The sequence below is a fragment of the Sphingomonas sp. AC522 genome (genome assembly GCF_979258125.1).
This window is the reverse complement of the sequence record NZ_OZ409836.1, coordinates 1761873-1780050: the sequence shown is the minus strand read 5'-3', so window position 1 is coordinate 1780050 and position 18178 is coordinate 1761873. Positions and strand designations below refer to the sequence as shown.

Annotated in this window: 29 protein-coding genes; 2 read left to right on the top strand and 27 right to left on the bottom strand. The window is 62.6% G+C overall.

Going from position 1 to position 18178, the window contains the following annotated elements:
* Positions 1–29: 29 nt before the first annotated feature.
* From secY to rpsL, 27 genes are all read right to left on the bottom strand, one after another.
* A complete protein-coding gene (secY, locus tag ACZZZM_RS08785) occupies positions 30–1391 on the bottom strand; it encodes a preprotein translocase subunit SecY (RefSeq protein WP_463594723.1) in 1362 nt (453 codons plus the stop codon).
* A 177-nt stretch (positions 1392–1568) separates the two neighbouring features.
* Positions 1569–2114: a 50S ribosomal protein L15 gene (gene rplO, locus ACZZZM_RS08780; protein ID WP_463594722.1), complete on the bottom strand. Its 546-nt coding sequence runs from the start codon at positions 2112–2114 to the stop codon at positions 1569–1571.
* 105 nt (positions 2115–2219) lie between these two features.
* Entirely contained in the window at positions 2220–2396 is a 177-nt protein-coding gene (gene rpmD / locus ACZZZM_RS08775) for a 50S ribosomal protein L30 (protein WP_112381138.1), read from the bottom strand.
* 5 nt (positions 2397–2401) lie between these two features.
* Positions 2402–3145 carry a 30S ribosomal protein S5 gene (gene rpsE / locus ACZZZM_RS08770; RefSeq protein WP_463594721.1) on the bottom strand — a complete coding sequence of 248 codons (744 nt, stop codon included), beginning with the start codon at positions 3143–3145 and terminating at the stop codon, positions 2402–2404.
* 2 nt (positions 3146–3147) lie between these two features.
* Positions 3148–3504 carry a 50S ribosomal protein L18 gene (gene rplR, locus ACZZZM_RS08765; RefSeq protein WP_463594720.1) on the bottom strand — a complete coding sequence of 119 codons (357 nt, stop codon included), beginning with the start codon at positions 3502–3504 and terminating at the stop codon, positions 3148–3150.
* A complete protein-coding gene (gene rplF, locus ACZZZM_RS08760) occupies positions 3504–4037 on the bottom strand; it encodes a 50S ribosomal protein L6 (protein WP_463594719.1) in 534 nt (177 codons plus the stop codon). Before rplF ends, rplR begins: the two co-directional genes overlap by 1 nt.
* A 1-nt stretch (position 4038) precedes the next feature.
* Positions 4039–4434: a 30S ribosomal protein S8 gene (gene rpsH, locus ACZZZM_RS08755; protein ID WP_463594718.1), complete on the bottom strand. Its 396-nt coding sequence runs from the start codon at positions 4432–4434 to the stop codon at positions 4039–4041.
* Positions 4435–4446: 12 nt separating this feature from the next.
* Positions 4447–4752: a 30S ribosomal protein S14 gene (gene rpsN / locus ACZZZM_RS08750; protein WP_463594717.1), complete on the bottom strand. Its 306-nt coding sequence runs from the start codon at positions 4750–4752 to the stop codon at positions 4447–4449.
* A gap of 18 nt (positions 4753–4770) precedes the next feature.
* Entirely contained in the window at positions 4771–5352 is a 582-nt protein-coding gene (gene rplE, locus ACZZZM_RS08745) for a 50S ribosomal protein L5 (protein WP_463594716.1), read from the bottom strand.
* On the bottom strand, positions 5345–5662 hold the full coding sequence (rplX, locus tag ACZZZM_RS08740; protein ID WP_463594715.1) for a 50S ribosomal protein L24: 318 nt from the start codon (positions 5660–5662) through the stop codon (positions 5345–5347). The genes rplE and rplX overlap by 8 nt, the downstream gene beginning before the upstream one ends.
* A gap of 1 nt (position 5663) precedes the next feature.
* Entirely contained in the window at positions 5664–6032 is a 369-nt protein-coding gene (gene rplN / locus ACZZZM_RS08735) for a 50S ribosomal protein L14 (protein WP_463594714.1), read from the bottom strand.
* An 81-nt stretch (positions 6033–6113) separates the two neighbouring features.
* Positions 6114–6383, bottom strand: coding sequence for a 30S ribosomal protein S17 (rpsQ, locus tag ACZZZM_RS08730; protein ID WP_463594713.1), 270 nt, complete (start codon positions 6381–6383; stop codon positions 6114–6116).
* An 11-nt stretch (positions 6384–6394) separates the two neighbouring features.
* Positions 6395–6598 (bottom strand): 50S ribosomal protein L29, encoded by a 204-nt coding sequence (gene rpmC, locus ACZZZM_RS08725; RefSeq protein ID WP_463594712.1) that lies wholly within the window; start codon positions 6596–6598, stop codon positions 6395–6397.
* 5 nt (positions 6599–6603) lie between these two features.
* Entirely contained in the window at positions 6604–7035 is a 432-nt protein-coding gene (gene rplP / locus ACZZZM_RS08720) for a 50S ribosomal protein L16 (protein WP_463594711.1), read from the bottom strand.
* 15 nt (positions 7036–7050) lie between these two features.
* Positions 7051–7758, bottom strand: coding sequence for a 30S ribosomal protein S3 (gene rpsC / locus ACZZZM_RS08715; protein ID WP_463594710.1), 708 nt, complete (start codon positions 7756–7758; stop codon positions 7051–7053).
* On the bottom strand, positions 7758–8135 hold the full coding sequence (gene rplV, locus ACZZZM_RS08710; protein WP_463594709.1) for a 50S ribosomal protein L22: 378 nt from the start codon (positions 8133–8135) through the stop codon (positions 7758–7760). The genes rpsC and rplV overlap by 1 nt, the downstream gene beginning before the upstream one ends.
* Positions 8135–8410, bottom strand: coding sequence for a 30S ribosomal protein S19 (gene rpsS, locus ACZZZM_RS08705; protein WP_463594708.1), 276 nt, complete (start codon positions 8408–8410; stop codon positions 8135–8137). The genes rplV and rpsS overlap by 1 nt, the downstream gene beginning before the upstream one ends.
* A 1-nt stretch (position 8411) precedes the next feature.
* Positions 8412–9266, bottom strand: coding sequence for a 50S ribosomal protein L2 (gene rplB, locus ACZZZM_RS08700; RefSeq protein WP_463594707.1), 855 nt, complete (start codon positions 9264–9266; stop codon positions 8412–8414).
* A 2-nt stretch (positions 9267–9268) separates the two neighbouring features.
* Positions 9269–9586: a 50S ribosomal protein L23 gene (locus tag ACZZZM_RS08695; protein ID WP_463594706.1), complete on the bottom strand. Its 318-nt coding sequence runs from the start codon at positions 9584–9586 to the stop codon at positions 9269–9271.
* The gene (gene rplD / locus ACZZZM_RS08690; RefSeq protein ID WP_463594705.1) at positions 9579–10208 is read right to left on the bottom strand and encodes a 50S ribosomal protein L4; all 630 of its coding nucleotides are present in this window, start codon (positions 10206–10208) and stop codon (positions 9579–9581) included. The genes ACZZZM_RS08695 and rplD overlap by 8 nt, the downstream gene beginning before the upstream one ends.
* 2 nt (positions 10209–10210) lie before the next feature.
* Complete coding sequence (gene rplC / locus ACZZZM_RS08685) at positions 10211–11074, bottom strand: 50S ribosomal protein L3 (protein WP_463594704.1); 864 nt, start codon at positions 11072–11074, stop codon at positions 10211–10213.
* A 338-nt stretch (positions 11075–11412) separates the two neighbouring features.
* Positions 11413–11724 (bottom strand): 30S ribosomal protein S10, encoded by a 312-nt coding sequence (gene rpsJ / locus ACZZZM_RS08680; protein WP_010545719.1) that lies wholly within the window; start codon positions 11722–11724, stop codon positions 11413–11415.
* Between the two features lie 303 nt (positions 11725–12027).
* Positions 12028–12360, bottom strand: a complete 333-nt coding sequence (locus ACZZZM_RS08675; RefSeq protein WP_463594703.1) for a hypothetical protein — start codon at positions 12358–12360, stop codon at positions 12028–12030.
* A gap of 126 nt (positions 12361–12486) precedes the next feature.
* A complete protein-coding gene (gene tuf / locus ACZZZM_RS08670; RefSeq protein WP_463594702.1) occupies positions 12487–13683 on the bottom strand; it encodes an elongation factor Tu in 1197 nt (398 codons plus the stop codon).
* A gap of 79 nt (positions 13684–13762) precedes the next feature.
* Positions 13763–15859 (bottom strand): elongation factor G, encoded by a 2097-nt coding sequence (gene fusA / locus ACZZZM_RS08665; protein ID WP_463594701.1) that lies wholly within the window; start codon positions 15857–15859, stop codon positions 13763–13765.
* 65 nt (positions 15860–15924) lie between these two features.
* Positions 15925–16395 carry a 30S ribosomal protein S7 gene (rpsG, locus tag ACZZZM_RS08660; RefSeq protein ID WP_463594700.1) on the bottom strand — a complete coding sequence of 157 codons (471 nt, stop codon included), beginning with the start codon at positions 16393–16395 and terminating at the stop codon, positions 15925–15927.
* Positions 16396–16453: 58 nt separating this feature from the next.
* On the bottom strand, positions 16454–16825 hold the full coding sequence (rpsL, locus tag ACZZZM_RS08655; protein ID WP_029936467.1) for a 30S ribosomal protein S12: 372 nt from the start codon (positions 16823–16825) through the stop codon (positions 16454–16456).
* Between the two features lie 279 nt (positions 16826–17104).
* Here rpsL and ACZZZM_RS08650 point away from each other — a divergent pair, with 279 nt between their 5' ends.
* On the top strand, positions 17105–17698 hold the full coding sequence (locus tag ACZZZM_RS08650) for a hypothetical protein (protein WP_463594699.1): 594 nt from the start codon (positions 17105–17107) through the stop codon (positions 17696–17698).
* Positions 17698–18177 (top strand): bactofilin family protein, encoded by a 480-nt coding sequence (locus ACZZZM_RS08645; protein WP_463594698.1) that lies wholly within the window; start codon positions 17698–17700, stop codon positions 18175–18177. Before ACZZZM_RS08650 ends, ACZZZM_RS08645 begins: the two co-directional genes overlap by 1 nt.
* Position 18178 lies beyond the last annotated feature (1 nt).

Below are 18178 nucleotides of genomic sequence, written 5' to 3'. Positions count from 1 at the left end.
GACGCTCTCCCTGTTTGATATCGCCGCGCTTAGCGCGTGCGGCCCTTGAGCTTCGCCTTCTTGATCAGATCGCCATACTGATGCGCCAGCAGATGCGACTGGATCTGCGTGACCGTGTCCATCGTCACGTTGACGACAATGAGCAGGCTGGTGCCCCCCATCAGGAACTGCACGCCCATGTTCGCGATCAGATACTCCGGCACCAAACAGATGAAGGTTAGATAGATCGCGCCGATCACAGTAATGCGGCTGAGCACGTAATCGAAATATTTCTCGGTGTGCTTGCCCGGACGGATGCCCGGGATAAACCCGCCATATTTCTTGAGATTCTCCGCCGTCTCTTCCGGATTGAATACAACCGCGGTGTAGAAGAAGGTGAAGAACAGGATGCCGAGCCCGTAGAGCGTCATGTACAGCGGGGAACCGTGACGCAGCCAGGTGTTCATGCTGATGATGAAATCGCCCCACGCGCTCTCGCCCGCGGTCATGTTGCCGGCGAACTGCGTGATCGTCAGCGGCAGCAGCAGCAGCGACGACGCAAAGATCGGAGGGATCACGCCCGCAGTGTTGAGCTTGAGCGGCAGATGGCTGCGCTCGGCCTGGACCCCACGCGCCGTCTGACGCTTGGGGTATTGGATCAGGATGCGGCGCTGGGCGCGCTCCATGAAGCAGATAAACAGCACGAGGCCGACGACGCCGATCAGGATCATGATCAAGCGCAGCGGATCAATCGTGCCCTGACGACCGCTCTCGAACAGCTGGACCATCGTCTGCGGCAAGCGCGCGACGATCCCGGCCATGATGATCAGCGAAATGCCGTTGCCGATGCCGCGGCTGGTGATCTGCTCACCGATCCACATCAGGAACAAGGTACCGCCGACAAGACTGATCACTGCGCCGACGCGGAACAGCATTCCGGGCTCGATCACGGCCTGAAGGCCCTGCGTCGCGCCGAAGCTCTCAAGCCCGACCGCAATGAAATAGCCCTGGACGGCAGTCAGGCCGACCGTGCCGTAGCGGGTATATTGGTTGAGGCGCTTACGCCCGCTTTCGCCTTCCTTCTTGATGGCGTTAAGCTGGGGGCTCAGCGAAGTCGCGAGCTGCACCACGATCGAGGCCGTGATGTAAGGCATCACGCCTAACGCGACGACCGACATGCGGCTGAGCGCGCCGCCGGTGAAATTGTTGAAGAAATCGAGCACGCCGCCCTGGGTCTGCTCGGCGAGCAGATTGAGCTGCGTGGGATCGACACCCGGCAGCGGCACATAGCTGAGCATGCGAAAGATGATCAGCGCGCCCAGCGTAAACCACAGACGCTTCTTGAGATCGGTAGCTTGCGCGAATTTGCTCAGGCTGATGTTGGATGCGAGCGCATCAGATGCGGATGCCATGAGTTTATTGGTCCCGGAAACAGAAACGGCGGCAGACGCTGAACACGCCCCCGCCGCTCATATAGGCACGCTCGTCCGGTTGTCTAACCTGACGAGCAATTTGTCCCCCGGTATCTCCGGGATCCAGCGTCGAGCGGCCCGATGCTGGCCCCGGCCTGCGCGGCCGGGGAACAGCAATCAGGCGGGCTTGCCGCCGGCCTTCTTGGCGGCGATGACCTTCTGCACCGAACGATGCTTCGCAGCATGCTTCTCGGCGGCAGGAACGATCTCAGGAATGTTCACCGAGCCGCCAGCCTTCTCGACCGCTTCCTTGGCGGTCTTCGATGCGCCGGCAACGTCAAACGCTAGCTTGGCCGAGAATTCACCCTTGGCGAGGAGGCGCACGCCGTCCTTGCCACCGCGGGTGAGGCCCGCGGCGTTGAGCGCTGCCTGATCGATCGTCGCCGAGCCATCGAGCTTGCCGGCATCGACTGCCTTCTGGATCGCGCCTAGGTTCACCTCGGCATAATCCTTGGCGAAGATGTTGTTGAAGCCGCGCTTAGGCAGACGCATGTGGAGCGGCATCTGGCCGCCTTCGAAGCCGTTGATCGAGACACCCGAGCGGCTCGTCTGGCCCTTCTGGCCGCGGCCTGCGGTCTTGCCCTTGCCCGAGCCAATGCCGCGTCCGACGCGCATCTTGCTCTTACGCGAACCTTCATTGTCGCGGAGATCGTTCAATTTCATGTCGTGCACTCGCTTTCGCTTTTGTCGCGCCAAAGTTGACTGGTGTAAAATAGGAAGGGGGCCATTAGCCCCCTCCCCTCTGTCTGTCACTGGTTAAGTGAGGGCTTAGCCCTGCACCTCGACCATGTGCTGCACCTTGCGGATCATTCCGCGGACTTCGGGACTGTCCTCGAGCTCGCTGACGCGATGCATCTTGTTCAGGCCCAGGCCGATCAGCGTTGCGCGCTGATCCTTGGTGCGGCGGATCGGCGAGCCGGTCTGCTTGATCTTGATGGTTGCCATGTCGCTTACTCCGCGATCGCTGCGGCATCGGCCTCGGCGGTTGCGGAACCACCCCGGCCGAGCAGGTCGGCGATCTTCTTGCCGCGCCGCTGAGCGACCGACTTCGGCGAAGTCTGCTCGTTCAGCGCCTCGAAGGTGGCGCGGATCATGTTGTAGGGGTTCGACGTGCCGACCGACTTGGTCACGACGTCAGCCACGCCCAGCGATTCGAAGATGGCACGCATCGGGCCACCCGCGATGATGCCGGTGCCGGCCGGAGCCGAACGCAGCGTCACCTTGCCGGCGCCGAAATGGCCGTTGCCGTCATGATGCAGCGTACGGCCCTCCTTGAGGGGAATGCGGACCATCGTCTTCTTGGCAGCAGCAGTCGCCTTCGAAATGGCTTCCGGCACTTCGCGCGCTTTGCCATGACCGAAGCCGACACGGCCCTTGCCATCGCCGACGACGACGAGTGCCGCGAAGCCGAAGCGCTTGCCGCCCTTCACCGTCTTCGAGACGCGGTTGATGTGAACCAGCTTCTCGATCAGCTCTTCGCCGCCATCGTCCGAACCGGGGCCGCCACGGCCACGATTGTCGCGACCACCGCGATTGTCACGGCCGCCACGGTTCTGACCGCCGCCACCAGGACCACCACGACCACGGCCGCCGCCAGGGCCGCCACGGCCACGGGGCTGCTGCTGATCGGGAGCCGGCTGACCAGCGTCCTGCGCCTCGGCCGGAGCGCCGTTCGTGTTGATTTCGTCGGCCATTCTTAGAACTCCAGTCCGCTCTCACGAGCGGCATCGGCCAGCGCCTTGACGCGGCCATGATAGAGGAAGCCACCGCGGTCGAAGACGACCTGCGTCACGCCGGCAGCCTTCGCTGCCTCGGCAACGCGCTTGCCGACTTCCTGAGCTGCCGCGACGGTCGCGCCGGCCTGGCCGCGCACGTCCTTCTCGAGCGTCGAAGCCGAAGCAACGGTCTTGCCGGCGGCATCGTCGATCACCTGAGCGTAGATATGACGCCCCGAGCGATGGATCGAGAGCCGCGGGCGGCCCCCCGAACGTGCCTTGAGCGAGGTGCGATTGCGGCGGCGCCGCTTCGCGAAGAGGGAGAGACCCTTGGTCATTACTTCTTCTTCCCTTCCTTGCGGAAGATGAACTCGCCGTCGTACTTGATGCCCTTGCCCTTATACGGCTCGGGCTTGCGCCAGCGACGAATTTCCGCGGCCACTTGGCCGACCTTCTGCTTGTCGATGCCGGAGATCTCGACGGTGGTCTGATCCGGCGTCTTGATCTCGATACCCTCGGGGATGTCGAAATTGACGTCGTGCGAATAGCCGAGCTGGAGCTTGAGCACCTTGCCCTGCGAAGCCGCACGATAGCCGACGCCGGTGATCAGGAGCTTCTTGGAGAAGCCCTCGGTCACGCCGGTGATCAGGTTCTGAACGAGGGTGCGCTGCATGCCCCAAAAGGCGCGTGCCTGCTTGGTCTCGTTCGCAGGCTTGACGGTGATGCCGTCGCCTTCGACCTCGTAGCTGATCTCGTCGCGCATCTGCAACGTCAGGGTGCCCTTGGGACCCTTTACGCTCATGACGCGGCCTTCGATCGAAGCGGTGACGCCTGCCGGTACGGAGACCGGCTTCTTGCCGATGCGGCTCATATCAGAACACCTCCGCCAGCACTTCGCCACCGACATTCTGCTCGCGCGCTTCCGCGTCCGACAGAACGCCGCGAGGCGTCGAGACAATGGTGATGCCGAGGCCGTTGCGGACCCGCGGCAGCTCCTGGCTGCCCGAATAGACGCGGCGGCCCGGCTTCGAGACGCGTGCGACATGCTTGATCGCAGGCTGGCCCTCGAAATATTTCAGTTCGATACGGATGCCGGCGGCGGGGCCCATCTGCTCCTGCGAATAGCCACGAATGTAGCCTTCGCGCTGGAGCACATCGAGAACGCGCGCACGCAGCTTCGACGCGGGCGTCAGGACGAAGTCCTTGCGCGCACGCTGGCCGTTGCGGATGCGGGTGAGCATATCACCCAGGGGATCGGTCAATGCCATCGATCTCTATCCTTACCAGCTCGACTTGGTGACGCCGGGGATCAGGCCCTTATTGGCCAGATCGCGGAGCATCACGCGAGCGAGACGGAACTTGCGGTAATAAGCGCGCGGACGGCCGGTCATCTCGCAACGGTTGCGGATGCGGGTTGGATTCCCATTGCGGGGAATCTCGGCCATCTTCAGACGCGCAATCAGGCGCTCGGTATCGTCGAGCGACTTGTCGTTCGCCGTCGCCTTGAGCTTCGCGTACTTGCTGGCGTACTTCTTCACCAGCTGCTTGCGCTTCTCGTTCTTGTTGATCGAACTCAGTTTCGCCATGGACTTAAGCTCTCTTTGTTACGCTGCCTGCGCTTCGCCGTCCGCGTCGAGCGGGAACGGGAAGCCGAAGAGACGGAGAAGCTCGCGAGCCTCGTCGTCGGTCTTCGCAGTGGTGGTGACGATCACATCCATGCCGCGCACCTTGTCGATGCGGTCATAGTTGATCTCGGGGAACACGAGCTGCTCCTTCAGGCCGCACGCATAGTTGCCACGGCCATCGAAGCTCTTCGGGTTCAGCCCACGGAAGTCGCGAACGCGCGGAAGCGCGATCGTGACGAAGCGGTCGAGGAACTCGTACATGCGCTCGCGGCGAAGGGTGACCTTCACGCCGATCGGCATGCCCTCACGCAGCTTGAACTGCGCGATCGACTTCTTCGCCTTGGTGATCACCGGCTTCTGGCCTGCGATCAGCTCCATTTCAGAAGCGGCCTGCTCGACCTTCTTCTTGTCCTGGGTGGCTTCGCCAACGCCCATGTTCAGCACGATCTTGTCGATCTGCGGAACTTCCATGACGTTCTTGTAGCCGAACTTCTCGGTCATCGCCTTGGCGATCGAGTCGTCGTACATCTTCTTGAGACGCGGCGTATACTTATCAGCCATTGATGACCTCCCCGGTCTTGACGGCGACGCGAACCTTCTTGCCGTCGCGCTCTTCGAAGCGGACGCGGGTCGCCTTGCCGTCGGCAGTCACATGCGCGACCTTCGAGACATGCAGCGGCGCTTCCGAACGCTCGAGGCCACCCTGCGGGTTGGCCTGCGAGGCCTTGCGGTGACGCACGGCGACATTGACGCCGGCAACGACGACCTTGCCGTCCTTGGGCATCGACTGGGTGACTTCGCCGGTACGGCCCTTGTCCTTGCCGGACAGGACGATGACCTTGTCACCCTTCTTGATCTTGGCGGTCGCCATTTTACAGCACCTCCGGCGCGAGGCTGATGATCTTCATGAAGCCCTTGTTGCGGAGCTCACGAACCACCGGCCCGAAGATACGAGTGCCGATCGGCTCCTCGTTCTTGTTGACCAGGACAGCAGCATTGCCGTCGAAGCGAATGACCGTGCCATCGGCGCGGCGGATGTCCTTGGCGGTGCGGACGATGACGGCGCGATGCACGTCACCCTTCTTCACCTTGCCGCGGGGTGCTGCTTCCTTGATGCTGACGACGATGACGTCGCCCACACCGGCCACGCGACGCTTCGAGCCGCCCAGCACCTTGATGCACTGCACCCGCTTCGCGCCGCTATTATCAGCGACGTCGAGATTGGACTGCATCTGGATCATCGATCCGGTTCCTTCTCTCTTGGCCTACCGGGACACGTCCCGGGGGTTCCACTAAAACACGGCCCTGGGGCCGAATGGCGTTCAGGCGTTGTCGGCCTTTTCGGGCGTCGCATGGGTGTTCACCCGATCGATCACCTTCCAGGTCTTCAGCTTCGAGATCGGCGCGGTCTCTTCGATCCGCACAGTCTCGCCGGCCTTGTATTCATTGCCCTCGTCATGGGCGTGATACTTCTTCGAGCGACGGATGATCTTGCCGTAGAGCGCGTGCTTAACCTTGCGCTCCACGTTCACGACCACCGTCTTGTCGCCCTTGTCGGACACGATCTGCCCGGTCAGCACGCGCTTCGGCATGTCTCTTGTCCTTACTTGGCAGTCGAGCGCGAGCGCTCGTTCTGCAGCGTCTTGATGCGGGCGATGTCACGGCGGACTTCGCGAACCCGGCTCGACTTCTCGAGCTGGCTGGTCGCGGCCTGAAAGCGGAGGTTGAATGCCTCGCGCTTCAAATTGCCGAGCTCTTCGCCCAGCTGGTCCTCGGTCTTCGCACGAAGATCGTTAGCCTTGGTCATTCTTATCAACCCTCCAGGTGCGAGGTGTCGCCGAGACGGGCAACGACCTTGACCTTGATCGGCAGCTTCATCGCTGCACGCGAGAACGCTTCTGCCGCAAGCGGGCCGGGCACACCGTCCAGCTCGAATAGGATGCGGCCGGGCTTGACGCGAGCGGCCCAATATTCCGGCGCGCCCTTACCCGAGCCCATGCGGACTTCGGCAGGCTTCGACGAAACCGGAACGTCCGGAAAAATGCGGATCCACAAACGCCCCTGGCGCTTGATGTGACGCGTGATCGCGCGGCGGGCCGCTTCGATCTGGCGTGCGGTGATCCGCTCCGGCTCCATCGCCTTCAGGCCATAGGACCCGAAGTTCAGCGTCGTGCCACCCTTGGCGTCGCCATGGATGCGGCCCTTGAACTGCTTGCGGTGCGCAAACTTCTTCGGTTGCAACATTGCTCTGTCCTAGCCTTAGCGACGGTCGTCGCGCTGCGGGCGAACGCCCGAAGTCTGCGATTCCATGTTGAGACGATCGGTCGCCATCGGATCGTGGCCAAGGATCTCGCCCTTGAAGATCCAGACCTTGACGCCGCACACGCCATAAGCGGTGTGGGCTTCGGCCTCGGCATGATCGATGTTCGCACGCAGCGTGTGGAGCGGAACGCGGCCCTCGCGATACCATTCCGAACGCGCGATCTCGGCGCCGCCGAGACGGCCACCGCAATTGATCCGGATGCCCTCTGCACCAAGACGCATGGCCGACTGGACCGCGCGCTTCATGGCGCGACGGAAAGCAATACGGCGCTCGAGCTGATCGGCAATGCCCTGGGCCACGAGCTTTGCGTCGACCTCCGGCTTGCGGATCTCGACAATATTCAGGCTCACGTCCGAGCTGGTCATCTCGCCGAGCGTCTTGCGTAGCTTCTCGATGTCCGTGCCCTTCTTGCCGATGATAACACCGGGGCGGGCAGCGTAGATCGAAATGCGGCAAAGCTTGGCCGGACGCTCGATTACCACCTTCGAGATCGCAGCCTGGGGCAGCGTCTTGATGATGTACTTGCGGATCTTCAGATCCTCGATCAGCAGGCGGCCATAGTCGGCGCCTTCTGCGAACCAGCGGCTATCCCAGGTACGGTTAATCTGCAGGCGCAGGCCGATCGGATTGCTCTTGTGACCCATTATGCTTCTTCCTGCTCGCGGACGACGATGCGAAGACGGCTGAACGGCTTCAGGATGCGGGTGGACTTGCCACGGCCGCGGGTCGCGAAGCGCTTCATCGTGATCGACTTGCCGACCGACGCCTCGGCGACGACGAGTGCGTCGACGTCGAGGTTATGGTTATTCTCTGCATTGGCGATCGCCGAGGCGAGAACCTTGCGCGCGTCCACGGCCATTGCCTTGGTCGAGAACTGAAGAATGTTCATCGCATCGCCAACCTTGCGGCCGCGGATCAGGCCCGCAACCAGGTTGAGCTTCTGCGCCGAACCGCGGATCTGCGTGCCGACCGAGAGAGCCTCGTTGTCGGCGACGCGACGGGGAGCCTTGGGCTTAGACATTAGCGCTTACCCTTCTTGTCGGCTGCGTGGCCGGGGAAGAAGCGGGTGGGAGCGAACTCGCCGAGCTTCATGCCAACCATGTCTTCATTCACCGACACCGGCACGAACTTGCGGCCGTTATAGACATTGAAGGTCAGACCGACGAAATCGGGCAGGATCGTCGAGCGGCGCGACCAGGTCTTGATCGGCGAACGCGCGTTGGTTTCCTGCGCGGTCTGCGCCTTCTTCAACAGATGGAGGTCCACAAACGGACCCTTCCAGACTGAGCGAGCCATGTTAGCCCTTCCTCTTGGTCGAATGACGCGACCGGATGATCATCTTGTCGGTCGACTTGTTGTGACGAGTGCGAGCACCCTTGGTCGGCTTGCCCCACGGCGTAACCGGATGGCGGCCGCCCGAGGTCCGGCCTTCACCACCGCCGTGCGGATGGTCGACCGGGTTTTTTGCAACACCGCGGGTCAGCGGGCGGATGCCCTTCCAGCGGTTACGGCCTGCTTTGCCGAGGTTGGTGTTCTGGTTGTCCGGGTTGGACACCGCACCGACCGTCGCCATGCAATTGCCGTGGATGTAACGCTGCTCACCCGAGTTCAGGCGAACGATCACCATCCCGCGATCACGACCAACGACCTGCACATAGGTGCCTGCTGAGCGTGCGATCTGACCGCCCTTGCCCGGCTTCATCTCCACATTGTGGACGATGGTGCCGACCGGCATCGATGCGAGCTCCATGGCATTGCCCGGCTTCACGTCAGTCTTCTTGCCCGCGATCACCTTGTCGCCGACAGCGAGACGCTGCGGAGCGATGATATAGGCCAGACGATCCTTGCCGGCTTCGTCGGCGCCGTAATTCACGAGCGCGATGAAGGCGGTCCGGTTGGGATCATATTCGATCCGCTCGACGGTGCCCTCGGCATCCCACAGGCGGCGCTTGAAATCGACGATGCGATAACGCTGCTTGTGGCCGCCGGCGATGCCGCGCGATGTCACATGACCCTTGTTGTTACGGCCACCGGTCTTGCGCTTGCCTTCCGTGAGGGCCTTGATCGGCCCGCCCTTGTGAAGGCCCGAACGGTCGACCAGGATCAGGCCGCGGACGCCGGGCGACGTCGGATTATAATTCTTGAGTGCCATGGTTAGTTGACCCCCGCGGTCACATCGATCTGATCGCCGTCGGCGAGCGTCACGATGGCCTTCTTCATGTCAGACCGCGTGTAGGGCTTGCCCTTCCACTTCTTGGTCTTGCCCTTCTGGACGAGCGTGTTGACGCCGGTGACCTTGACCGAGAACAGCGCCTCGACGGCAGCCTTGATCTCGGGCTTGGTCGCGTCACCCGCCACCTTAAACACCACCGCATTGTGCTCCGACATCATCGTCGCTTTTTCGGTGATGTGCGGCGCGACGATCACGTCATAATGACGATTGTCGATCGCGGCCTTCTGCTTCTTAGCCATTGAAGCGCGCCTCCAGCATTTCGACGGCAGCGCGGGTCAGGACCAGCGTGTCGTGCTTTAGGATGTCATAGACGTTGGCGCCTTGGGCTGGGAGCACGTTCACCGTGTGCAAATTGCCCGCTGCCAGCGCAAAACTGTTCTCGACCATGTCGCCGTCGATGACGAGCGTCTTGCCGAAGTTCAGCGAAGCGAGGTTACCCGCCAGCGTCTTGGTCTTGTTGTTCTCGACCGTGAGGCTGTCCATGACGACCAGCGAGCCGGCCTTGGCATGGGTGCTCAGCGCCATCTTCAGGCCGAGCGCACGAATCTTCTTGTTCAGCGACGGATTGAAGTCGCGAACGCGAGCGCCGTGCGCCTTACCGCCGCCGATGAACACCGGAGCGCGGCGATCGCCGTGACGAGCCGTACCGCCGCCCTTCTGGCGACCGAACTTCTTGCCGGTGCGAGCGACATCGGCGCGCTCACGCGTGCCGCGTGCCGTGGCCCGACGCTTCTCGAGCTGCCAGGTGACGACACGGTGCAGGATGTCCGCGCGCGGCTCAATGGCGAAGATCGCATCATTGAGCTCGAGCTCGGCGCCCTTTGCAGCGCTGCCGTCGAGGGATTGAACCTTGACCTTCACGTTCAGCCCTCCTGGCCGGTGGTGGCGTCGCCATCGGTGGCGGCGCTGATCTCGGCATCGCTCTGACCGGCGCCATGGGCGTCGGCAGTGGCAACGCCTGCTGCAACTTCTTCTGCGCTCGGCGAAGCTTCGATCGGATGCACGGCACCCTCTTCGATCTCAGCGATGTGATGCTCTTCGCCAGCATGCTTTGGATCGCGGATCCCGGCGGGGAACGGCGCATCGGCATGACGATCGATCTTGATCGAATCCTTGACGAACAGCCAGCCACCCTTCGAGCCAGGGACCGAACCCTTGACGAAGATCAGGCCGCGCTCGACGTCGGTGCCGACGATCTCGAGATTCTGCTGAGTGCGGAACTTGTCACCCATGTGACCGGCCATCTTCTTGTTCTTGAAGACCTTGCCCGGATCCTGGCGCTGACCGGTCGAACCGAGCGAACGGTGCGAGACCGAGACGCCGTGGGTGGCGCGCAGACCGCCAAAGCCCCAGCGCTTCATACCGCCCTGGAAGCCCTTACCCTGGGTCTTGCCCTGGATATCGACGAACTGGCCGGCGACGTAATGCGCAGCCGAGATTTCAGCGCCCACTTCGAGTAGACCGTCGGCATCGACGCGGAATTCATGGACCACAGCCTTGGGCTCCACTTCGGCCTTGCCGAAATGGCCGCGCTGCGGCTTGGAAAGGTTCTTGCTCTTCGCCGAACCGGCGCCGAGCTGGACGGCGGTATAGCCGTCACGATCTTGTTCGCGGATGGAGACAACCTGCAGCCCTTCGAGGCTCAGGACGGTTACCGGCACGTGGCGGCCGTCGTCCTGGAACAGGCGGGTCATCCCCAACTTCTTCGCGATCACGCCAGTGCGCATGATCAAATGCTCCCATACAGAGGCACCCTCGGGACCATTCCCTCGGGTGCGTGCTTCAGCCCCAAATATGATGCGAGCCCCCGTCTGGGCTGAGCCCCGCCGAAGCGGAGGACGGGGGACGCAGACCCAGCACTCCGAAGAGGCCGGCGGTATCCCTATCTCGTTGGTCAGTGCGCACTTGGCGCCCTTACCGTTCCTGGCGTTGGATCGGGATCGATCCGGTTGAGGAACTGCGCGAATCTCTTGAAGAGAACCGCGAATCTCGTGTGGAGGCGCGCCTTTACGTCAGCAACGCTTCCCTGTCCACCCCCGCCGTAGCGGGAGCGACAAACTGGCACTTATGCCAGTTTGATCTCGACATCGACGCCGGCGGCAAGATCGAGCTTCATCAGCGCATCCACGGTCTGCGGGGTCGGCTGCACGATATCGAGCATGCGCTTGTAGGTGCGCGTCTCGAACTGCTCGCGGCTCTTCTTGTCGATGTGCGGGCCACGGTTGACCGTGAACTTGTCGATGTGCGTCGGAAGGGGGATCGGACCACGGATAAGCGCGCCAGTGCGGCGTGCGGTGTCGGCGATGTCGCCGGCTGCCTGATCAAGCACGCGATGATCGAATGCCTTCAGGCGGATGCGGATATTCTGCGTTTCCATGGTTTTCCTGCCGATGCGAAAGAGCGGGCCCCGTGACCGAGGCTCTTGCTGTTGAACTCTAAAAACTGAAGGCGGGCCACTACTCGGAAGGCCGGAGATAATCAACCCCGGACGTGGGGATTATTTGGCGGGCTTGAGACGGGGATTTTGCTGAGTTTCGAATATGCCTGTCCGTCATCCCCGCGGAAGCGGGGACCCAGAGCCAAAAATAGGGTCGCTTGTGACCCTGAGTCCCCGCTTGCGCGGGGATGACGAGGTGGCGGGCTTAGGGGAAGCCTTATCCGCTGAGGGACCCCACCATAGTCAGCGCTGCTTCTTCGTGATCGCCGCGGTGAAGTCGGGCTCCTTCTTGGCGACCCAATCGACGAACTTGCGGATGTTGGGATTGGCCAGAAGCGCCTCGACATCCAGCCCGTGGCGCTGGAGTTCGGAATTGGTGAAGTTGGCCATCAGAGTCTGCTGGCAGATCGGGTGCATCGGCACGACATCGCGCCCTCCGCGGCTCTTGGGCACCGGGTGATGCCATACGATGGTCTTGCCGGTCGGGCGGCCGCACAGCCAGCACAAGGGCGCCGGCTCGGCAGCCTCGTCGTCGCGCGGCAGGTGATCGTACGGATCGTGTTTCTTGCGGGCCATGGGTCTGCCTGGATTGCCTGGCACTGCTCATAGCAGCAGCGCGGCTGGAGTCTCGTTCGAACAAAGAAAGGCCCGGCTCCCTTATGGGAACCGGGCCTTCTTCATCTCAACCCCAAAGGGTGGAAATTACTTCGAGATCTCTGCGACGACGCCTGCACCGACGGTGCGGCCACCTTCGCGGATCGTGAAGCGCTGGCCGACGTCCATGGCGATCGGCGCGATGAGCGTGACGCCCAGCGCGACTTCGTCACCCGGCATGACCATCTCGGTGCCTTCCGGCAGCGTGATCGTGCCGGTCACGTCGGTGGTGCGGAAGTAGAACTGCGGACGATAGTTCGCGAAGAACGGCGTGTGACGGCCGCCCTCGTCCTTCGACAGCACGTAGACCGACGACTGGAAGTCGGTGTGCGGCTTGATCGAACCCGGCTTGCAGAGAACCTGGCCGCGCTCGACTTCCTCACGGCCAACGCCGCGGATCAGCGCGCCGATGTTGTCGCCAGCCTGGCCCTGATCGAGCAGCTTGCGGAACATTTCGACGCCCGTGACGGTGGTCTTGCGGACTGCTTCCTGGATGCCGACGATCTCGACTTCCTCGCCAACCTTGACGATGCCGGTCTCGACGCGGCCGGTGACGACCGTGCCGCGACCCGAGATCGAGAACACGTCCTCGATCGGCATCATGAACGGCTTGTCGAGCGGACGCTCGGGCTGCGGGATCGACTCGTCGACCGCTGCCATGAGAGCCAGGATCGCCTGCTTGCCGAGGACGTCATCCGAACCCGAAAGCGCGGCAGTCGCCGAACCACGGATGATCGGAATGTTGTCGCCGTCGAATTCGCGCTTGGAGAGCTCCTCGCGGATTTCCATTTCGACCAGCTCGAGGATTTCCTCGTCGTCGACCAGATCGACCTTATTGAGGAAGACCACCATGGTCGGCACGCCGACCTGCTTGGCGAGCAGGATGTGCTCCTTGGTCTGCGGCATCGGGCCGTCGGTCGCGGCAACCACGAGGATCGCGCCGTCCATCTGGGCTGCGCCGGTGATCATGTTCTTCACATAATCGGCGTGGCCCGGGCAATCGACGTGGGCGTAATGGCGTGCTTCGGTCTCATACTCGACGTGCGCAGTCGAGATGGTGATGCCGCGCTCGCGCTCTTCCGGAGCCTTATCGATGTTGGCGAAGTCGACAGCGGCGTTGCCGGCGACGTTCTCTGCCAGGATCTTGGTGATCGCTGCGGTCAGCGAGGTCTTGCCGTGATCGACGTGACCGATGGTGCCGATGTTGAGATGCGGCTTGTTCCGCTCAAACTTTGCCTTCGCCATTGGATTCCTACCTTCTGGATTCTGATTCGCGGCCTTCAGGGCGCCACGCGAACGCGGCCCCTTAGCGACCTATTTCGAGTTACGCTAGCTTAGCTTTGACTTCATCGGCCACATTCTGCGGCACTTCGTCGTAATGGCTGAACTGCATGCTGTACTGTGCGCGGCCCTGCGTGAACGAGCGGAGCGAGTTCACATAGCCGAACATGTTCGCCAGCGGGACCATAGCCTCGACCACCTGCGCGTTGCCGCGGCTGTCGGTGCCCTGGATCTGACCACGACGGCTGTTCATGTCGCCGATGACGTCGCCGAGATAATCCTCGGGGGTAACGACTTCGACCTTCATGACCGGCTCGAGCAGCGTGATGCCCGACTTCTGAGCCGCTTCGCGCATTGCGCCGCGGGCACAGATTTCGAACGCCAGCGCCGACGAATCGACGTCGTGGTATGCGCCGTCATACAGCAGGACTTCGAAATCGATGATCGGGAAGCCGACCAGCGAACCGGTTTCAGCGGTCTCGCGGAAGCCCTTCTCGATCGCGGGGATATATTCCTTGGGAATATTACCGCCCTTGATCTCGTCCTTGAAGACGAAGCCCGAACCGCGCTCGCCGGGGGTCAGCTTGACCTTGACGCGGCCGAACTGGCCGGTGCCGCCCGACTGCTTCTTGTGGGTGTAGTCGATATCGACGGGCTTCTTCAGATACTCGCGATACGCGACCTGCGGAGCGCCGACATTGGCCTCGACCTTGAACTCGCGCTTCATGCGATCGACCAGGATCTCGAGATGGAGCTCGCCCATGCCCTTGATGATGGTCTGGCCGCTCTCTGCATCCGAGGACACGCGGAACGACGGATCTTCGCGCGCCAGGCGATTGAGGGCGACGCCCATCTTCTCCTGGTCGGCCTTGGTCTTCGGCTCCACCGACAGCTCGATCACCGGCTCGGGGAATTCCATCCGCTCGAGAATGATCGGAGCGCTGATGGCGCAAAGCGTATCACCGGTCGTGGTGTCCTTGAGACCCGCCAGAGCGACGATGTCGCCGGCATAGGCCACCTGGATGTCCTCGCGCTCGTTCGCATGCATGAGCAGCATGCGGCCGACCTTTTCCTTCTTGTCCTTGACCGAATTGGTGACCTGCGAAGCGGTCTCCAGCTTGCCCGAATAGATGCGGGCAAAGGTCAGGGTGCCGACGAAGGGATCGTTCATGATCTTGAACGCCAGCGCCGAGAACGGCACGTCGTCCGAAGACTGACGCTCGTCCGCGGTCTCACCATCGAGCAGCACGCCCTTAATGGCCGGAACGTCGAGCGGCGAAGGCAGATAATCGACGACGGCGTCGAGCAGGGGCTGGACGCCCTTGTTCTTGAACGCCGAGCCGCAAACCACCGGCACGAACGACATGTTGAGCGTACCCTTGCGGATCAGCTTCTTGAGGTCGGCGACCGACGGCTCGTTGCCCTCGAGATACGCCTCCATCAGATCGTCGTCCTGCTCGACGGCCATCTCGATCAGATCGCTGCGATACTTGGCTGCCTTGTCGGCGAGGTCCGCAGGGATATCCTGATATTCGAACTTCGCGCCGAGCGACTCTTCGAGCCAGATAATCGCGCGGTTCTCGACGAGATCGACGAGGCCCTTGAAGCCGCCTTCGATGCCGATCGGAAGATACAGCACCGCCGGACGCGCGCCGAGGCGATCGATGATCGAATTGACGCAGAAATAGAAATCGGCGCCGGTGCGGTCGAGCTTGTTGACGAAGCACATGCGCGGCACGCCATACTTGTCGGCCTGACGCCACACGGTCTCGGACTGCGGTTCGACGCCGGCAACGCCATCGAAGCAAGCCACGGCACCGTCGAGCACGCGCAGCGAACGCTCGACTTCGATGGTGAAGTCGACGTGCCCGGGGGTGTCGATGATGTTGATCAGATGCTCTTCGCCCTTGCCCTCTTCGGCGCGCCACTTGCACGTCGTTGCGGCGGACGTGATCGTGATCCCGCGCTCCTGCTCCTGCTCCATCCAGTCCATCGTCGCGGTGCCTTCATGCACTTCGCCGATCTTGTAGGACTTGCCGGTGTAATAGAGGATACGCTCGGTCGTCGTCGTCTTGCCGGCGTCGATGTGCGCCATGATGCCGATATTGCGATAGCGCTCGAGCGGATGGCTGCGGGCCATGATCGTTATTCCTTAGCGATTTGGGGAGCCGTTTGAAGCGGCTCCCCAGGATATAGGTAGTGTTTTTACCAGCGGTAGTGGCTGAAGGCGCGGTTCGCCTCGGCCATACGGTGGGTGTCTTCGCGCTTCTTGACCGCGTTGCCGCGGTTGTTGGCTGCATCCAGCAGCTCGCCAGAAAGACGCGCCGACATGGTGTGCTCGCTGCGATTGCGGGCCGACGTGATCAGCCAGCGGATCGCCAGCGCCTGGGCGCGCTCGGGACGCACTTCGACGGGAACCTGATAGGTCGCACCACCAACGCGGCGCGAACGGACTTCGATGCCCGGCTTGATGTTGTTCAGCGCATCATGGAACACGCCGATCGGCTCGCGCTTGGCGCGCTGCTCGACGGTTTCCATCGCCGAATAGACGATGTTCTCGGCGACGGACTTCTTGCCGTCCAACATGACCGAATTCATGAACTTCGAGAGAACCTCATCACCGTAAACGGGATCAGGAAGGATGATGCGCTTTTCTGGGCGACGACGACGTGCCATTTTTTGAATTCCTTCTAATCTTCAGCCGATCCGGAACCTGTCCGGGGCTTACTTTGGCTTACTTCGGACGCTTGGCGCCGTACTTCGAACGCGACTGACGGCGATCCTTGACGCCCTGCGTATCGAGCACGCCGCGCAGGACGTGATAGCGAACGCCGGGAAGATCGCGGACGCGGCCGCCGCGGATCAGCACGACCGAGTGCTCCTGAAGGTTGTGACCTTCGCCCGGAATGTAGCTGATGACTTCGCGCTGGTTGGTCAGGCGGACCTTGGCAACCTTGCGGAGTGCCGAGTTCGGCTTCTTCGGAGTCGTCGTATAAACGCGAGTGCAAACACCGCGCTTCTGCGGGTTCTGCTCCATCGCAGGGACCTTGGACTTGGCCTTCTGCGGTTCGCGGCCCTTGCGGACCAGCTGGTTGATCGTCGGCATGAAGCCCTTCACCTTTTCGTTACCGGATATCCGGCGGTTACTTTTGCTGGAGCCCTGAATTTGAGAATACGAAAAGGCCCCGGGTGTCTCTCGACCCCCCGGGCCATTGCGTCTCCAGCAACGTTCAGCTCTTGTCCCGATGGGCGATTGGCCTTGGCCGGCCCGGTTCGAGACGGTCGCGCCTATAGCGGTGGGGCCCGATCCGGTCAACCGCCCTGCCCCATGGAATCTGCCGCGGGCTAAGGATGCGTCAACTCCCGCGCGGCTAAGCAGCAGAGGATGATGATATGCAACCCCCTCGGCCGCTGGCGGCGTCCCCTGGCTGCGCTTGGCGCACTGGCATGCACGCTAGCGCTCGGGCTGGCGGGTCCGGCGCTGCCTGGGGTGGTGCCGCTGTTCGGCTGGGGCGGGCTCGGGCTGCTGCTGGCGGGATGCGCGGGGATGCTTGCTTGGCATCTGGCGCGGCTGAGCGTGACGCCGGCGGGCGCGTCGGGACTGGCCGGCACCGCCCTGCCCGCCGCGATGCTCGCGCTGGCGATACCATCCATAGGTATAGCAGCGCTGATCGTGCCGTGCGGGCTGGCGATCTGGTGCGCGGCGCGCGACTCGGAGCAGCGGCACGCGGCGCTGGCAGTGCTGAGCGGCGCGCTGGCGCTTTTCGCGGCCGCTGGTAGTCCGCTGCTGGGGGCATTTGCCTGCGCGATGATCCCGGCGGCTGCATGGCTATCGCTGCGGGGGTCGGCGCTCATCGCCGCGAACGACAATCCCTCAATGGAACGTCTCGAAGAAATCTGGTCTCTGCACCTCCATGCAGGCTATGCTACAATCCAAGGGAGAGGGAATTCCGAATCCGGGTCTTGGGGAGTAGCGTAATGTTCAATGGCAATCGTAATCGCGACGAACGTCCTGCAATGCCGCCGGCGCCGCCGCCCCAGCCGGGTGGAACCAAGCGTGGCATGTTCTCGGTGCTCGGACCCGATGTGATCGTCACCGGTAACGTCACGGCCAGCGCCGACCTGCACATCGACGGCCGTGTCGAGGGCGACGTCAATTGCGGCAGCCTGGCACAGGGCGCCGACAGCCAGATCTTCGGCAGCGTGACCGCCGAGAGCGCACGCCTGGCCGGCGCGATCGAAGGCACGGTCCGCGTTCGCCAGCTCACGATCGAGCGTTCGGCCAAGATCAGCGGCGATGTCGAATATGAGAACATCACCATCGAAAATGGCGGCCATATCGACGGGCGCCTCAAGCATATGAGCACTGTACCGCAGCCGGCCGCCGCGCCGGCCGGGCCGCGCCCGGTCGAAGTTGCGCCGCCGCATCTGGCTGCAGCGAACGAGCACGCTGCCTGAG

Bases quoted from the DNA above. Each gene is read 5' to 3' on its own strand.
- rplV (WP_463594709.1), bottom strand. From the start codon at position 8,135: ATGTCTAAGCCCAAGGCTCCCCGTCGCGTCGCCGACAACGAGGCTCTC.
- rpsL (WP_029936467.1), bottom strand. From the start codon at position 16,825: ATGCCGACGATCAACCAGCTGGTCCGCAAGGGCCGCGAACCGCAGAAG.
- rpmD (WP_112381138.1), bottom strand. From the start codon at position 2,396: ATGGCAACCATCAAGATCAAGCAGACCGGCTCGCCGATCCGCCGCACC.
- rplN (WP_463594714.1), bottom strand. From the start codon at position 6,032: ATGATCCAGATGCAGTCCAATCTCGACGTCGCTGATAATAGCGGCGCG.
- rplE (WP_463594716.1), bottom strand. From the start codon at position 5,352: ATGGCTGATAAGTATACGCCGCGTCTCAAGAAGATGTACGACGACTCG.
- rpmC (WP_463594712.1), bottom strand. From the start codon at position 6,598: ATGACCAAGGCTAACGATCTTCGTGCGAAGACCGAGGACCAGCTGGGC.
- ACZZZM_RS08645 (WP_463594698.1), top strand. From the start codon at position 17,698: ATGTTCAATGGCAATCGTAATCGCGACGAACGTCCTGCAATGCCGCCG.
- rpsH (WP_463594718.1), bottom strand. From the start codon at position 4,434: ATGGCATTGACCGATCCCCTGGGTGATATGCTCACCCGCATCCGCAAC.
- ACZZZM_RS08675 (WP_463594703.1), bottom strand. From the start codon at position 12,360: ATGGCCCGCAAGAAACACGATCCGTACGATCACCTGCCGCGCGACGAC.
- rpsN (WP_463594717.1), bottom strand. From the start codon at position 4,752: ATGGCGAAACTGAGTTCGATCAACAAGAACGAGAAGCGCAAGCAGCTG.
- rpsG (WP_463594700.1), bottom strand. From the start codon at position 16,395: ATGGCACGTCGTCGTCGCCCAGAAAAGCGCATCATCCTTCCTGATCCC.
- rplR (WP_463594720.1), bottom strand. From the start codon at position 3,504: ATGACCAAGGGTCTCTCCCTCTTCGCGAAGCGGCGCCGCCGCAATCGC.
- ACZZZM_RS08650 (WP_463594699.1), top strand. From the start codon at position 17,105: ATGATGATATGCAACCCCCTCGGCCGCTGGCGGCGTCCCCTGGCTGCG.
- rplO (WP_463594722.1), bottom strand. From the start codon at position 2,114: ATGAAATTGAACGATCTCCGCGACAATGAAGGTTCGCGTAAGAGCAAG.
- rplP (WP_463594711.1), bottom strand. From the start codon at position 7,035: ATGTTGCAACCGAAGAAGTTTGCGCACCGCAAGCAGTTCAAGGGCCGC.
- rplB (WP_463594707.1), bottom strand. From the start codon at position 9,266: ATGGCACTCAAGAATTATAATCCGACGTCGCCCGGCGTCCGCGGCCTG.
- rpsC (WP_463594710.1), bottom strand. From the start codon at position 7,758: ATGGGTCACAAGAGCAATCCGATCGGCCTGCGCCTGCAGATTAACCGT.
- secY (WP_463594723.1), bottom strand. From the start codon at position 1,391: ATGGCATCCGCATCTGATGCGCTCGCATCCAACATCAGCCTGAGCAAA.
- rplC (WP_463594704.1), bottom strand. From the start codon at position 11,074: ATGCGCACTGGCGTGATCGCGAAGAAGTTGGGGATGACCCGCCTGTTC.
- rpsS (WP_463594708.1), bottom strand. From the start codon at position 8,410: ATGGCTCGCTCAGTCTGGAAGGGTCCGTTTGTGGACCTCCATCTGTTG.
- fusA (WP_463594701.1), bottom strand. From the start codon at position 15,859: ATGGCCCGCAGCCATCCGCTCGAGCGCTATCGCAATATCGGCATCATG.
- rplX (WP_463594715.1), bottom strand. From the start codon at position 5,662: ATGGCGACCGCCAAGATCAAGAAGGGTGACAAGGTCATCGTCCTGTCC.
- ACZZZM_RS08695 (WP_463594706.1), bottom strand. From the start codon at position 9,586: ATGGCTAAGAAGCAGAAGGCCGCGATCGACAATCGTCATTATGACGTG.
- rplF (WP_463594719.1), bottom strand. From the start codon at position 4,037: ATGAGCCGCATCGGCAAGAAGCCGGTCTCCGTACCGGCAGGCGTCACC.
- rpsQ (WP_463594713.1), bottom strand. From the start codon at position 6,383: ATGCCGAAGCGCGTGCTGACCGGGCAGATCGTGTCCGACAAGGGCGAC.
- rpsE (WP_463594721.1), bottom strand. From the start codon at position 3,145: ATGGCCGACGAAATCAACACGAACGGCGCTCCGGCCGAGGCGCAGGAC.
- tuf (WP_463594702.1), bottom strand. From the start codon at position 13,683: ATGGCGAAGGCAAAGTTTGAGCGGAACAAGCCGCATCTCAACATCGGC.
- rpsJ (WP_010545719.1), bottom strand. From the start codon at position 11,724: ATGGAAACGCAGAATATCCGCATCCGCCTGAAGGCATTCGATCATCGC.